A 15,225-nucleotide genomic window follows, 5' to 3' on the forward strand; every position below is an offset into this window, starting at 1 on the left:
CCCGCTAGGGATTTGCAATTAAAGGCCGCGGCTGAAAACTCTCTCCCTGATTTCAAAACCTTAAACCCAGTTCTATGTGCTATGGCTTGGACCAAAACGCGAAATCCAAGACGCCACAATAAACCTAGTTCTTTAAAAATACCCGGCTTGAATTGCCTGCTAGACTCAGCTCACCGGATGAAATTCTCCCCTCCCCTAGACTAAAAATCAACGTGTCAAAATCTTCTGGAATCGTCACTTCGATTTCATCCTTTCCCACGTTATGCACTACGAATAATTCTTGCTCTCGATACTTTCTGAAATAAGACATCACGGAATTCGGAAATTCTTCTCCCGGTAATTCCAGGGCTCCAAGCGCTAGGGCTGGATACGAATTTCGTAAAGCAATCAGCGCTTTGTAATGATTAAAATAACTCATTGAATCTTTGCGCTGAGCCGCCAGTGGAGTGACTGTCGAATCGGTGCTGTATTTGGCTTTGATCCATTTGGTCCGGCCGATGTCTTTCGCTTTTACATCCCAAAGGAAGGGCTCCCGGATATGCTCATCCGGCTTCAGTCCAAGCATGCCGATCTCCTCGCCGTAGTAGAGATAAGGCGCTCCCGGCATCGTCAACATGACAGCGACTGCTTGCTTATATTTCGCTGGATCAGACCCCAATTCATTGAGCAGCCGAGGTTGATCATGGTTGGAGGAAATCGTCGCATCGATAAACGACGGAGTTATACCCTGGTAAAAGTCGAGTAACTCCTTCTGCATTTTTGGTAGCAGCATCCCATTGCTGGTATTCATGGCTTCCAGCAAGGTGTAGTGAAAATCAAAATTGAACAGCGCCGGCAATCCCGGCAAATAAGGAGCGACGACTTCCTTCTTGTCATACACCTCTCCTACCAAATACACATCAGGCTTTACCGCGGTCATCTTAGCCCGAAACTCCTTCCAAAACTCATGATTGTCCAGCGGTCGGTCGTCCGGAAAGATATGCTTAGCCGCATCCAGTCGAAACCCGTCCACGCCCACTTCGGTCAGCCAATACTTTCCTATATCATAGATTTCCTCCCGGACTTTGGGATTGTCAAAATTCAAATCCGGCATTCCGCCCCAGAAAAAGCCATAATAAAAGTCCTCTCCCTTGCCCGGATCGTGCCACTGCCGAATATTGTCCGAGTCTAAGGTTATTGTTTTTTTGTCCAAAAAATCAGCGATAGTATCCTTCTGAGCCCAGATGTAGTAGTCGCGATAAGGATTGTCGCTGCCGGATTTCGCTTCTAAAAACCAGGGATGTTCGTTGCTCGTGTGATTGATGATCAGGTCGATCACTATCTTGACATCCCGCTTGTGGGCTTCCTCCAAGAGCTTCTTGAAATCCTCCATACTTCCATAGTCCGGATGTACTGCTTTGTAGTCGGTCACATCGTATTTATGGTAAGTCGGAGAAGGCATGATTGGCATAAACCAAATCGCATTGGCTCCCAGCTCCTGTACGTAGTCCAACTTTTGCGTCACGCCATTAAAGTCTCCGATACTGTCTCCGTCGGAGTCGTAGAAAGACTGGACAAAAATCTCGTAGGTAACCCCGGCGTTAGGCCAGTAGTTTTTGACTTCAATTGCTTCGTTCTCAATTTTTTCACAGGAAGAAAGCGCGGCTAGTGTCAAAACGGATGCGGTCAAGATGGATTTTTTCATAGATAAGAAAACTTAGGAAAAGGGATTGCAAAATCCAATGCTGGATTGAAAGCTAATCCGAACTGGACTCAGTTAATCCAAAATCTCGAATGAAGGAAGCGTTTATCCCCATCTAAAAAAAGAAAAAGTCACCTTGTTCGGGTGACTTTTTCCAAGTTGATGTGCAGGGCTTAGTTTCTGCCCACCGCATTCAGCATGTCAAAAGCAAGCTCAAGACGCTTTACAAAGTTCTCTTCACCTTTTCTCAACCAGTTGCGTGGATCGTAATATTTCTTATTCGGACTATCTGCTCCGTCAGGATTGCCCAACTGTGTCTGAAGATATGCTTCGTTTTTCTTGTAGTTGTTCAAGATACCTTCCCACATCGCCCATTGCATATCAGTGTCGATGTTCATCTTGATCGAACCGTAGCTGTTAGCCTCGCGAATCTCCTCTACAGATGAACCTGATCCACCATGAAACACAAAGTTCAGGGGCTTGCCGGTCGTTCCGTATTTTTCGTTGATGAAGTCTTGAGAGTTTTTCAAGATGATCGGCTTCAAGCTGACATTGCCTGGCTTGTAGACACCGTGCACGTTACCAAACGCCGCAGCGATCGTAAACAAATCACCGATTTTCTTCAAATGCTCGTAGGCATAAGCCACTTCCTCCGGCTGCGTGTAAAGCTTAGAAGAATCTACGTCAGAGTTGTCTACGCCGTCTTCCTCGCCACCGGTCACACCGAGTTCGATTTCGATTGCCATGTCCAGCTTCGCAAACTCCTTAAAATACTTGCAAGAGATCTCCACGTTTTCGTGAAGTGGCTCTTCGGAAAGATCCAACATATGAGAGCTGTAAAGCGGTCTCTTGTAAGCAGCATGGTAAGCTTTGCCAGCTTCTAACAAGCCATCAATCCAAGGCAACAGTTTTAATGCAGCGTGATCGGTGTGCAAGATCACAGGAACTCCGTATGCTTCCGCCATCTGATGTACGTGGTGCGCGCCAGAGATACCCCCGGCAATACTCGCCTGCTGCTTGTCGTTTGGAAGGCTTTTGCCTGCAAAAAATTGCGCTCCTCCGTTGGAAAACTGAATGATGACCGGTGAATTCACCTTTTTGGCTGTTTCCAACACAGCGTTGACCGAATTGGAATTAATAACATTGACTGCAGGCATTGCGAACTCACTTTCTTTCGCGTATGCGTAAAGGTCTCTCAGCTCTTCCCCGTATTTTACTCCAGGCTTAAATTTCATGATATATTAGGTTTGATTTGTTCTTTTAGAAAGCAGTCAATCCGCTTTTTCCCAGTTTGGAAAGCACCAAAGATATAAATCCCTGCCTGATTTCCATTGAAGTGAAAGTCTAAAAAATGGCTCAATAAAATCTCTTTTTACCCGAAAAGCTTCGGTTCTTCCTGAATTCCTTTGAATATTGAAGCAATGCATGGAAGTTGATCCTACTAAAGTAGGTCTAGTCTATAAATCAACAGATGTTCTTTAGATCTACTCGAAAGATCCGCCGGTAATCCGGGAGGTTTAGCTTAGCCTGCTCAGAACAAAATCCCTTCCATTCTCATAAAACAGGCGATCAGCGACCTTTTGTATAGTTAAACCAGCAGGAAGCTGTAAATTATTTTCTGCCAAAATTTCAGGAAACTGCTCAATGAATTTCCGCTTGATCCCTTTGGTCATGCCACAATTGAGACACCAGTCCATAGCATCGATCAAGCCGTCAAAATCCGACCCGACACACAAAATCTGAGTCAGCATTTTTTCGACACCCCTTGCTCCATCGTACTGGTTGCCTAGGGCAACACAGTGCAGAACATGATTTAAAAAGTGATAAAACTGATATTGGGGAATATCGGAAGAGTTTCCCTTGATCAAATCAATCAGCTGGTCAGCATCAGCCGTATGGTTTAGTTTGGTTCCCTTGGTGGTGTTGTGTAAACCTAGGCCTTTGTATTCTGATTCTGACATGAAATCTGTGTCTAGCAACACCCGCTTCTTGTTACTGAGAAAATCCTCAATGAAACCCACATTGGCAGAATAGGTATCTGGGTTCAGCTTATGAGCTTTGGAGTATCCCAATACCCGCTCATCCATAGAAATCCCAAGCAGCCCTGTAGATTCGTAGATTTCCTTGATGTCTTCATCAAACAAATTGATTGACGTAGAATTAAATCCGACTCCGGGAAAAAGCCTTGAAAACTTGTATTTTTTCACCTTTCCCACCTTAAGACGATAGACGTCTCCTTCTTTTCTGCCGTCATAAATATAGTCTTTGAAGCTTTCCCCTGGGGAATCAAAGGGAATTCCAGCCAATCCCGAATGCGATGAAACCAGAGGAGAAGTAATGCCTTTTTCCTTCCTGAACGCATACAGATCTTTCCTGGATTGCAAACTCATGTGCTTGATATCGGTCACAATCCGATGGCTTTCCAGTAGTTCTACAAGCTCCTTGCCCAAGGCTGTCATTCCATTCCCGAGGGGTCTTAGGCTTTTTTCGTCAAAATTGTTGACCCTCATCCCGTCCATGGCATAGGCCTGATTACAAAATCTACCGTTGCAATTATCGATATGAGTAACATTGATCATGATCACGGCCAGGTCTCTTGCCAACAAACTCTCAAGGTTCGTTTTGATGTCGTCGAAGATCACTCCCTCGTCCGTCTGCCGAAGATCTGATCTAAGACAATGAACGCCCTCAACGGAAAACACCACAGCGAGCTGATTGGGGAGATCCGGCTTGAAATCTGCTTTGTTTTTCAAAAACACAACGGATCTTCCGGCGTTGTTCGGGTCAGTTTTTGTCAACAGCGCAAAGTCATTTTCAACAATCGAAAAAGGATTAATCTCCTGCTGAAGAAACCCATATCGTTCAAAATTTAACACTTTTCCAAAATTTGTATTCCGGTACTTCTTTAGAATCTTGATGAAAATCTTTTTGCTACTGATCGCTTTCACCAAATCTACATCCGGAGCAAACAGGGGCACGACTACCAGCTTGTAATCGCAAGGAATCAATTGATCTGGGCTGGATTGGGACGAAAAAGTTTTATCCAGCAGACCTAATCCGAAAATTTTCAACAATTGAGGAAGGCCGTCCTTGAGATCATCTCTGGTAATCGCTCGCCAGCAAGAGGTAGAATTGCCATTTTTTGAAAACTGGTTTTTCAGCGTCAAGTGGACATGAGAATCGAAAAATAAATCCATAGCATTGTTGGGTAAGGTGAAAAGGGCAGATAAACGGGATTAACCAGTTCTTGTTGGTTGTTGGGGATATCCTATCGGCTTTTTGTGACTTCACAAAAGAAAATAATCCGGCAGGCATACTATCAAAAGCTTCAATGAAAAATCCTTTTGAATACGCAACAACAAGTTAGAAAAAAGGAAAGGAATACAAAAAAGTGCTACAGCGTCACCAAGCCGAAGGATTAAATCGCTTGTTCCTGAAAAACCAAGAACCTGTCTTTTCCGGAAAAAATTGAAAATGCGCTAAAAAAAACAGTTCACAACCCCGAAAGAGTTGTGAACTGAAGATCTACCGGAATTAACCGGGGAATTGAACTTAGAAAAAGCCAGCCCTACAAATATGTCCAAATCAAAAACTATCCAAAGGGACGATTTCTAAGCAATTCACTTTTCCACCAGAGATGGTTTCGCAAGCTTAAATTATTCGATTCTTATCCCGAAAAACGGGACCGACTTTAGAGCTCGGAATCAGAGATTCCTAACGGTTTGGGCCGAGAATTCTATCTTTAAAATGTAAGACGCTTACGCGATCTTTACATTCACTGCGTTCATTCCTTTTTTGCCACGCTCAGTATCGTAAGAAACTGTGTCGCCTTCACGGATTTTGTCGATCAGACCACTAACGTGTACAAAAATTTCTTCCTTTGAGGAATTGTCAACGATGAAGCCAAATCCCTTGGCTTCGTTGAAGAATTTTACTGTTCCAGTATACATTGGTAAAATTTATAAGTATTGATTGGCAATTTGCCGCTCCAAATCTAACTGGTTAAAAAGTATAAAATTGGTTTTCAGCGATTTTTGTATCGTAGTTTTTTAAAAAAGTGAGGATTTCAACCGAAATACCTGCCTTACCACGCCTATTTTTCATCTGGAGCGGCTTTTTGGTCAAGCCTTATTTTTTTTTAACCAACAAATGCTGCGCTCAACCACTCTATTTTCCCTTCGATTCATACTCTATATCCCTCTTATCTTATTCGTTTTGAAAAGAGAATTAAATTTCTTGCAACCAATTGGTTTCTTATCTAAATTAGCAACCGATCGGCTTCACACCTTGCTATCGAGGATAAAAGTCATTTTATAGCGCAATACTTAAACGATGAGAAGAGATGTTTTTCAAGCCTTGGCTGACCCCACCCGAAGGGCTATCATCCTGATGTTGGCGGTGCAACCCATGACTCCCAACGCGATAGCCGACAAATTTGACATCAGTCGGCAGGCTGTCTCCAAGCATATTCGAGTCATGACCGAGTGCGAATTGCTGAGACAAAACCAACAAGGCAGGGAGATTTATTACCACCTGGAAGTAGACAAGATGAAAGCGATAGAAAAATGGTTGGAGCAATTCAAAGAACTGCTCGCCAAGCGTTTTGAACAACTCGATGAAGTATTAATCCAACTAAAACAGAAAAAAAATGAAAAAGACAATCCTGTTTGATTTTGTGGTGGATAAGGAAAACCAGAAAATCACCGTTAAACGAAGCTTTGCCGCGCCACTCGACTTGGTATGGGCGGCATGGACAGAGGCTGAAATTTTGGATCTTTGGTGGGCGCCAAAGCCTTGGAAAACCGAGACCAAATCGCTCGATTTCCGAGAGGGTGGGCGTTGGCACTACGCAATGCTCGGCCCTGAAGGGGAGCGGGATTGGTGCTTTTTTGATTTCAAAAAAATCGAACCACAAAGATACTTTTCAGGACAGGATGCCTTTTGCGACGAAAATGCCGTCGCCGACGACAGCAAACCGATAGTGAAGTGGTTCAACCAGTTTACCGAAACCGAGGGGGAAAGCACTCTGGTGGATATCGAATTGACTTTCGAAGATCTAGCAGGCTTGGAAACGATCATCCAGATGGGTTTCAAAGAAGGCTTCACCATGGGACTGGAAAACCTCGACGAATACATCCAGGCGCAGTTTTACCTCCGAAAACAGAAAAAGCCAGACAACAACACCAGGGTTTGCACCTACCTCAATTTTCCGGGAAATGCCGAGGAGGCGTTCACTTTCTACAAGTCCGTCTTTCAGACTGAGTTTGTCGGCGGTATCCAGCGCTTCGACCAGGTGCCCAGCGAAGCCGGCCAGCCTCCATTGGCGGATCACGTGAAGAAGATGGTGCTGCATGTGGAGCTGCCGATCCTGGCTAACCATATCCTGATGGCTACTGATGCGCCCAAAGAGATGGGCTTTGAAGTCAATGTCGGCAATAACATGCACATCCAGTTGGAGCCGGAGTCAAGAGAGGAAACCGAGCGGATTTTCCACACCCTTTCCGCGGGAGGCAAGATCTCTATGCCACTGCAGGACATGTTTTGGGGTGCTTACTTCGCAAGCTTCACCGACCGATTTGGCATCAACTGGATGCTCAACTGCCAGCCAAAATAAAGCAGCTGCGGACAGCGGCTTCGTTTTGGAAAAAGGAGGTAGAGTCGTAGTTTTCTAACGAAACAACACACCTAGTCTCGTCATCATGGAAGAAAATATCCGCTTGGTCAGCTTGTTTGAAAAACTATTCGATGGACATCCCTGGATTGACTCGTCGATCCAGGGCACCCTATCGCAGATCACGGCCGAAACTGCCAACAAACGGCTCCTTCCCAACAGCAACACCATCTGGGAAATTGTCAACCATCTCATCGAATGGAAAGTCAACGTACAGCAGCGCCTGGACGGAAAAATCATGGAAACGCCGGCGAACAATTACATCTCGCCCATAGTCGATCCCTCGGAGCAAGCATGGAAAGACACGCTTCGTCGCCTAGATCTAGTCCAAAAGCAGTGGATTGACTTTCTCAAACAGTTGGATACGGTCTCATATGACTCGATCTATCCGCCTAGCCAGAGCACCTTTTATGAACAAATTCTGGGTATTTTGCAGCATGATGCCTACCATCTCGGACAGATCGTCATCTTGGCCAAGCAATCTTAGCGGGGCTACTCGGTCTGCGTCGAAACAGACCAGACGTTGCCGTTGAAGTCTTTGAACATTCCCCTCAGGTCTGGATCTCCCTTTTGAATAGGTTCCTGTAGGCCCTCACAGCCCAGTTCCAAAGCTTTTTTGTAGGTCGCTGTGGCATCCAACACATAATAGTGCAGCAGAAATTCATTGGCGGGATATTCGGCCGTGGCTTCGCTGAGCATGATCACGGTATCGTCTAGCTTCAGTTCCTGATGCATAATACTTCCATCAGGCCTTTCATACTTTCGCAATTCGACCGCGTCAAAAAGGTCTTTCATAAGTTGCACAAACCGGGGGGCATCTTTTACGATAAAGTACGGAGATACAGCATTGTATCCGGCTGGTTTGAAAGGAATCATGTCTTTTTGGGTTTAAATATTGAAAAACGGTTTGTTTAAGTTATAAGTTTTTATCAAAGGATTAATCGTAATTCCGTTACCAGCTACCGCCACCGCCTCCACCGCCACCGCCGCCAGAGAATCCGCCACCGCCAGATCCTCCCCCACTGCTTGAAGGTTTGCTACTGGATTGACTGATCGTATTAGACAGACTGGAATTAAGCGCATGGGCAAATGCCGCTCGCTGAATCATTCCACCTCCATACCATCCGGGTCGGTACTCCTGCCGTTCCGCACTCATTGCCAGTTTGTGTTGGAATTTTTCTCCCCAAATCTCCTCGACATCCAAGACCATGGCATAAGGCAGCAATGCCTCAAACTTCTCAGGCGTCATCTCCGGTGGATTGCTGAACTGCAGCATTTTTTCCTCAGCTGCTGACAAATACATCTTAAATCCTTCTATTTCCGCCCGAAGCTTGAGCTTTTGCTCTGCGGGCTTGCGGATCAGCCATTGATAGATGAGAAACAGCGCGGCGTTCCCAAAAAAGAATGCGATTAGCAGCGGGGTCTTTTCCCGAAATACAAAATAATCTTCCAATAGCACCAGCATCGCAATATATCCTGCGAACAGAAGTAGCGGAAGGATCCAAAACTTCAGGTTAAAACCCTTATAAATCAATGAATTCCACTGGGAACTCAGACTCGATTGAAAACTCTTCACGGCCGTTTCGATCGTCGGATCATATTTCCCCGCCAAAGTGATTCGTTGCTTACTGGAAAACAATGAACTGAGCAGCACTTTCTCCTCCTTTGGCAGCGTGTCGTCAGGATCCTTTTCCCGGATAAGCTCGAATTCTTTCTGTTTGAAAAGCCCAAAAAACGACTCGTTTGTTTTTTCCTCTATTCGAAGAAAGCCTTTGGAGGCAAGGCTAACCACCGACGCCGTCACAAAATCCTGCCAGAAAAACCCCTTGCTCAGCATCCCCACGGATGCCGGAGACAAGTTAGCCGGTGGATCGAAAAGCGGTATTACTGTCGGCTTTGGAGGATCGATTCCATAGTTCAACCAGGTAAAAAGGTAATATCCCAACAAAAACAATCCGAAAGCTGCCATCAATATCTGAAAACCATTTCGCTGCAAAAAGCCTGGCGGAGGAGGTGCTGCGATGATTCCCTTGGTAAATCCAACCGCTATGCTGAGATTCTCATAGGGACTTAGCGGGCCAGCTTCAAAGGTTATAACCTTCCCATTTGCGTCGCTTTCGCAATTGCGCTCCGAACTCCCGTACTGTCCTGTATAGCAGGCCTTTTGGACTAGATCGGCTCCCTCAGGCAGGAAGATTTCAGCACTGATTTTGTCGACTGCAAACGGCCATTGTGTTCCGTTTACGTTCCAATACAACTCATCATGATCGTCAAAGAAACGGATCTGTCCCGGGATAGAATAGGTGATTTCGTAGGCGTAAGTACCCGGTGCAAGGAATTCCGAGGATTCACCGAAGTAGATGGACAGATGGCCATTTTCCTGCTTTGTATGATAAGGTGATTCGCTTCCATCCCGTCTTACCGAGATGATCGAAAAGTCATTTTTAACCTCATCTCCAAGATTATCTACTCTTCTCAGAGGCAGTGAGCGAATGATTCCGCGTTTATCGCTCAGCTCAGTCGAATAGAGGATGGTTTCAGAGACCGTGAGCGATCCGGATGCATCAATCAAGAGAATCGACTTGAACTCCTGCAACTTTTCCCCCTGAGCGAAGCTACCCAGCGAAAGAACGATTCCCAGGAGGAAAAAAGTGATCCGTTTCATTTAGAATTTCACTTGAGGAAGCGCGCGCTCGGCCTCGCTGTCCAGCTCAAAAAACTTGGATTTCACAAATCCAAACGCGTTTGCCACCAGATTGCTTGGGAAAGAATCAATCAGGATGTTCTTTTCCCGCACTGTACCGTTGTAGTATCTTCTGGACTTTTCGATGTCTTGCTCGATAACCGAAAGTTCCTCTTGTAGCTTAAGGAAATTTTGGTTTGCCTTCAGTTCGGGATATTGCTCGGATAGGGCAAAAAGGTTGACAAGAGCTTTGTTGAGCTGATTTTCTGCAGCTTGTTGGTCTTCCACGGTGTTGGCTGATTGAGCCCTATTTCTCGCTTGGACTACCTTTTCAAAAGTCTCCTGCTCGTGTTTGGCATAGCCTTTTACAGTTTCTACCAGATTGGGAATGAGGCTGTATCGCTTTTTGAGTTGGACATCAATCCCACTCCAGGCTTCGTCCACTAAGGTTCTTAATTTGACCAGCTTGTTGTAGATTCCGATTGCGTAAAAAACAACCAGAAGTACGATCACTCCGATAATCAATAAGGTCATTGCTTTTTCATTGAAGTTAGAAAACGAAAAAATTTCGATTTGAATTTAAGGATTTATGGATTCCTCCGTGTCGAATCCCCACCTGTTTTTCAAAATCCCTAATCAACTCCAACGACATCTTCCCAGAAAAAAACCAAAAAAGTCTAGCCCTTTTGAACCTCGTCTCCGAAAATCTCTTTCACTACCCAGCCCTTTCCCCACTCTTTCATCTCCTGCTCGGTCCAGAGTTCGGGAAAGAAGATGACTTTTTGGAAGCGTGGAGGGAGGTATTTTTGCCAATTCGTACCGCCGGTTGCTGCTATATCCACCGGGTCACGTTGCAGGTAGCGAACGGCCGATTTATAGTGAGCCAGAGGCCAAAACACATTGGCCTTCAGATCAAACTGACGCATGAGCTCTGTCATTTCTTTGGAGGGATTTTCGAGCTCCATGTACTTCTGCCAGAGGTTTTTCCGACGATAGGCTTCGATGAGTCCGATGAGTTTTTTGCCGTATTTCTCTTCGAAGTTCTTCAGTGTCAAAGTCTTTTCGCCCGTAGCCAGTTCAATAGCTCCCTGCTGCCAGTAGAGATTTTCAAACAAATCATCCCCGGGACTGTGGTAGTCGTATTCGGGTCTTTTATTGATCGTGATCAGATGAAAAGCATCAGTCGCCATCAGTTCGATCTCGCGAAACTGTGCACTCTGAAAACCAGATGAGGGCAAGAGCGACATGCGAAACTTAAGGAACTGTTCCCGCTCCATGCCTTTCCACATCATGGCAAAGGAACTGATCAGGTGATCAAAATACATCAGAATTCGCTCCAGTCTGCTCTTGAAAAATGTCTCGGACAGTTCGTGTTGCTCCGCAATCTGCTCCATCTCGGAGATGATCAACTTAAAGTATAGCTCGGTGATCTGATGATAGATGATGAAGATCCGCTCGTCCTTAAAGCTGGTTTTGGGTTGCTGTAGCGATAACAACACGTCCAAATTGATGTAGTCCCAATAGGTCAGGTAATCCGCGTAAAGCAAACCTTCCAGATAGGAAAGCATGTCCTGCCCCGAGGATTTAAATTTCTCTTCCAGTTGATGAATTTTGTCAAGGATTTTCGGATCAAACTGGGACTCTTGCATGGGGAATTTTTAGTCAAAAAGGTAATTTTTTCAGGGCCTTTCTCCTTAATTTCGGGAATGCCACAACAATTCCTTCGTGGCAAAAATGAATGATTCCCAAAAATAAACCAAATATTACATGGAGACTACCGACATCCGAAAATCACTGAAGCAAGACAATTTTGAAGGCGTTGACTTTCTGGATCTGGACGATTTGCTCACGGAAGAGCAGCTCTTGATCAGATCTTCGATGCGGGATTTTGTCAAAAAAGAGATCTCTCCCTACATCGAAGACTGGGCGCAAAATGCCTATTTTCCCTACGACATCGTCCGCAAATTTGGAGAAGTCGGGGCTTTCGGACCTCAGCTTCCGGAGCAATACGGCGGCGGAGGGTTGGATTACATCTCCTATGGACTCATCATGCAGGAGATCGAGCGGGGCGACTCCGGCATGCGCTCCACGGCCTCCGTGCAGGGATCGCTCGTGATGTATCCCATCTATAAGTTTGGCTCCGAGGAGCAGCGAAATAAATACCTCCCCAAGCTTGGCTCTGGTGAATACCTGGGCTGCTTCGGCCTGACCGAGCCCGATCACGGCTCCAATCCCAGTGGCATGGCCACCAACTTCAAAGACATGGGCGACCACTACCTGCTCAATGGTGCCAAGATGTGGATCTCCAATTCCCCAAAAGCAGATATCGCTGTCGTCTGGGCAAAGAACGAAGAAGGCAGAATTCACGGCCTGATCGTGGAGCGAGGGATGGAAGGTTTCTCCACTCCCGAGACGCATGGCAAGTGGTCGCTGCGTGCCTCCTGCACCGGCGAGTTGGTCTTTGACAATGTAAAAGTACCGAAGGAAAACCTCCTGCCCGGCAAGTCCGGACTCGGGGCACCGATGATGTGTTTGGATTCTGCCCGGTTCGGGATCGCCTGGGGAGCTATCGGCGCCGCAATGGATTGTTATGACTCGGCAAGACGCTATGCTGCGGAGCGCATACAGTTTGGCAAGCCCATCGGAGGTTTTCAGCTGACCCAAAAGAAGCTCGCCGAGATGCTGACCGAGATCACCAAGGCACAACTCTTGGCTTGGAAAGTCGGCAAGATGATGAATGAGGGAAAAGCCAAGACCGTCCACATCTCCATGGCCAAGCGCAACAATGTGGAGATGGCACTGAATATCGCCCGCGAAGCCCGTCAAATACATGGCGGCATGGGCATCACTGGCGAGTACCCGATCATGCGCCATATGATGAACTTGGAATCGGTCGTGACCTATGAGGGAACCCAAGACATTCATCTACTGATTTTGGGTCAGGAGATCACGGGATTGCAGGCTTTTAAGTGATAAAATATGGAAAAAGTATAAACCAGAGAGATTAATAACATATAAATCTAAACCATAGCCATCAGCGGAATAGCTGATGGCTTTTTTATTCCGTCGCACCTCGACTGTGAAGTATTTTATTACGCTCAACATTGAATTTCCGATAAATAAAATTCAGTATACTGAGGTGTATGGGGGAATTTTTTAAAAAAATAATATTTGGAATATCACCCTCAAGTAAAAAAATATTTTATAAGTGAATTACATAAAAAACATTATGCAAGTAGTAATTTAATATAAAAAAGAATGTTATTTACACACATTCCACTGATATAACCATATAGTATATATCTCGTTATTATAAGTATAAGATTTTTAACCACTAAACAACTTAGCAATGAAAAATTTACACATTAAAAATATTTTGAGTATTATATTAATCGCTTTATTTTCCACCAGTGTGGGTTTCGCTCAACAAGTATATACCGATGAAAAGGAAACTGCTGACCTGAGCGACTATCAAACATATGAATGGGTATTTAACAAGGAAATAATTCCTGAAAATCAAGTTCTAATTGATGGTGACATGGTGCTATTTTACAATAATGTAAATCAAAATAAAATGGCAAAAGATGCGATAGAAACTCAGATGGACGCCCGGGGATTCACTCATGATCCACAAAATCCAGATATGTTAGTCAATTTCAGGATTTTTGAAAAACCCACAGAACTGAGAACATACAGACTAAGCAATGAACAGGATTACTTGGGATTTGGACCTCGCTCTATGACTACTAAGATGGTACCAGTAGAACCCGGGACTATATTGATAGATTTCCTAGACGCTGAGACAGGCCACAATATATGGCAAGGATTTGCCTCAGGAGTATTTGAAGAAGCTGACTTGAGAAATATGTCCAACCTTGAAGCGAAGGTTATTTCAATCTTCAATGATTGGAATTTCGATAGATTTACAAATTAATTATTTCTTTGATTGGAAAGAGGTTAACATAAAGGCCTCTACTTAAGAAGGCTAGTCGATTTTCGGCTAGCCTTTTTTTCATGTCAGCGATAAGGTTGACGAATTCACAAGAAAGACCTTTATAAAAAAACTGCAAGGACTAAACACCAAACAGTTGATGATTCGTCCTCCTAGTTTGGAAGAGCGCTTTTTTCTGTCAAACCTCTGCCGGCACAATAAATTCGGTGATTGAATAAATTGATCATTTTATGGACGACTTGATAATCAGCGGCTCGGAGAAAAATATTCCGCTAAACTCTTGGTTTGACTCAAACCTTTAATTACCTTCTCCTATAGTTTTTTAATCAATTATTTCATTTTAACTCACTTTTATCATGGAAAACAAAGTTTCCATCGAGATCCCAGCTGCGGATCTGCAGGCGATCAAGGACGCCATTGTCGTATTGCAGGCCAAACTTGGCCCGCTGCTTATCGCTCTCACTCCACTACAGCGTAAAAATCGCACGAAGATGGGTGAGGCCTCCAGGCCCTTCGTGGAGAAGGTAGTGGAGTATTCAGGCACCAATTCGGAGTTTCTACCAGCCTTTGCCAAGGCAGCTGATCTACTTCAGGATTGGAAAGCTTACCAGGAACTTACCCCCGTCTACAACGCACTCAAGCAGTTGCTGTCCAATCTGGACGACACGATGCTGGAACTGGGTGTGGACCTGATGAAGGTAAGCAATGCCTATTACAACCAAACCAAATCGGGTGTCAAACTCGATGTACCCAACGCCAAACCAGTCTATGAAGACCTCCGCGTGCGGTACGAGCAAAAACCGAAGAAGAAAGTTGAACTCCTGGAGAAGTAATCCGAGATGCCTTCATTCTTGATAGGATTTACTGCCGCCTCGCTAGGGACGGCAGTATTTTTTTGTACCCAATCGCCCTAGCGACAAATCGCAGTTCCGAAGTCCGACCTCGCAGTAAAAACATAGGAAATCCTCCTTCCGAAGTACGATGTCGCTGTAAAAACAAAAGAAATCCTCCTTCCGAAGTCCGGCATCGCAGTAAAAACATGAGAAATCCTCCTTCGGAAGTCCGACCTCGCAGTAAAAACATAAGAAATCCTCCTTCGGAAGTGCGATGTCGCAGTAAAAAGATAAGATATCGAAGTTCTTAAGTCTGACGTCGCGAGAGTGTTCAATTAAGTGTGTCTGCTAAATTCACATCAAATGAAAAAAAGACAGACAATTGAGGATTTGTTAAATGATCCC

Annotated in this window: 14 protein-coding genes; 6 read left to right on the forward strand and 8 right to left on the reverse strand. The window is 45.0% G+C overall.

The window, feature by feature from the left end; all coding sequences use genetic code 11:
- Nucleotides 1-124: 124 nt before the first annotated feature.
- The 4 genes from ABD031_RS14090 to ABD031_RS14105 form a co-directional block, all read right to left on the reverse strand.
- Nucleotides 125-1,684 carry an alpha-amylase family glycosyl hydrolase gene (locus tag ABD031_RS14090; RefSeq protein WP_343852551.1) on the reverse strand — a complete coding sequence of 520 codons (1,560 nt, stop codon included), beginning with the start codon at nt 1,682-1,684 and terminating at the stop codon, nt 125-127.
- 170 nt (nt 1,685-1,854) lie between these two features.
- Entirely contained in the window at nt 1,855-2,916 is a 1,062-nt protein-coding gene (gene fbaA / locus ABD031_RS14095) for a class II fructose-bisphosphate aldolase (protein WP_343852553.1), read from the reverse strand.
- 282 nt (nt 2,917-3,198) lie between these two features.
- On the reverse strand, nt 3,199-4,878 hold the full coding sequence (locus tag ABD031_RS14100) for a membrane dipeptidase (protein ID WP_343852555.1): 1,680 nt from the start codon (nt 4,876-4,878) through the stop codon (nt 3,199-3,201).
- Between the two features lie 561 nt (nt 4,879-5,439).
- A complete protein-coding gene (locus ABD031_RS14105; RefSeq protein WP_343852557.1) occupies nt 5,440-5,631 on the reverse strand; it encodes a cold-shock protein in 192 nt (63 codons plus the stop codon).
- Nucleotides 5,632-6,013: 382 nt separating this feature from the next.
- Between ABD031_RS14105 and ABD031_RS14110 the strand changes: the two genes are divergently transcribed.
- The 3 genes from ABD031_RS14110 to ABD031_RS14120 all read left to right on the forward strand — a co-directional run bounded on the left by ABD031_RS14110 (nt 6,014) and on the right by ABD031_RS14120 (nt 7,839).
- Nucleotides 6,014-6,352: an ArsR/SmtB family transcription factor gene (locus ABD031_RS14110; protein ID WP_343852559.1), complete on the forward strand. Its 339-nt coding sequence runs from the start codon at nt 6,014-6,016 to the stop codon at nt 6,350-6,352.
- Nucleotides 6,330-7,295, forward strand: a complete 966-nt coding sequence (locus ABD031_RS14115; protein ID WP_343852561.1) for an SRPBCC domain-containing protein — start codon at nt 6,330-6,332, stop codon at nt 7,293-7,295. Before ABD031_RS14110 ends, ABD031_RS14115 begins: the two co-directional genes overlap by 23 nt.
- Before the next feature lie 85 nt (nt 7,296-7,380).
- A complete protein-coding gene (locus ABD031_RS14120) occupies nt 7,381-7,839 on the forward strand; it encodes a DinB family protein (RefSeq protein ID WP_343852563.1) in 459 nt (152 codons plus the stop codon).
- A 5-nt stretch (nt 7,840-7,844) separates the two neighbouring features.
- Here the strand turns inward: ABD031_RS14120 and ABD031_RS14125 are convergent, their stop codons facing one another.
- From ABD031_RS14125 to ABD031_RS14140, 4 genes are all read right to left on the reverse strand, one after another.
- A complete protein-coding gene (locus ABD031_RS14125) occupies nt 7,845-8,228 on the reverse strand; it encodes a VOC family protein (RefSeq protein ID WP_343852565.1) in 384 nt (127 codons plus the stop codon).
- Nucleotides 8,229-8,304: 76 nt separating this feature from the next.
- The gene (locus tag ABD031_RS14130) at nt 8,305-10,017 is read right to left on the reverse strand and encodes a DUF2207 domain-containing protein (RefSeq protein WP_343852567.1); all 1,713 of its coding nucleotides are present in this window, start codon (nt 10,015-10,017) and stop codon (nt 8,305-8,307) included.
- On the reverse strand, nt 10,018-10,569 hold the full coding sequence (locus ABD031_RS14135) for a LemA family protein (protein WP_343852569.1): 552 nt from the start codon (nt 10,567-10,569) through the stop codon (nt 10,018-10,020).
- Nucleotides 10,570-10,712: 143 nt separating this feature from the next.
- The gene (locus tag ABD031_RS14140; protein WP_343852571.1) at nt 10,713-11,684 is read right to left on the reverse strand and encodes a tryptophan 2,3-dioxygenase family protein; all 972 of its coding nucleotides are present in this window, start codon (nt 11,682-11,684) and stop codon (nt 10,713-10,715) included.
- A gap of 118 nt (nt 11,685-11,802) precedes the next feature.
- Here ABD031_RS14140 and ABD031_RS14145 point away from each other — a divergent pair, with 118 nt between their 5' ends.
- From ABD031_RS14145 to ABD031_RS14155, 3 genes are all read left to right on the forward strand, one after another.
- On the forward strand, nt 11,803-13,008 hold the full coding sequence (locus ABD031_RS14145; protein WP_343852573.1) for an acyl-CoA dehydrogenase family protein: 1,206 nt from the start codon (nt 11,803-11,805) through the stop codon (nt 13,006-13,008).
- A 376-nt stretch (nt 13,009-13,384) separates the two neighbouring features.
- Complete coding sequence (locus tag ABD031_RS14150) at nt 13,385-13,969, forward strand: DUF4136 domain-containing protein (RefSeq protein WP_343852575.1); 585 nt, start codon at nt 13,385-13,387, stop codon at nt 13,967-13,969.
- Nucleotides 13,970-14,343: 374 nt separating this feature from the next.
- The gene (locus tag ABD031_RS14155) at nt 14,344-14,820 is read left to right on the forward strand and encodes a hypothetical protein (RefSeq protein ID WP_343852577.1); all 477 of its coding nucleotides are present in this window, start codon (nt 14,344-14,346) and stop codon (nt 14,818-14,820) included.
- The last annotated feature ends 405 nt before the right edge of the window (nt 14,821-15,225 follow it).

Source organism: Algoriphagus jejuensis (assembly GCF_039523455.1).
Taxonomy (GTDB): domain Bacteria; phylum Bacteroidota; class Bacteroidia; order Cytophagales; family Cyclobacteriaceae; genus Algoriphagus; species Algoriphagus jejuensis.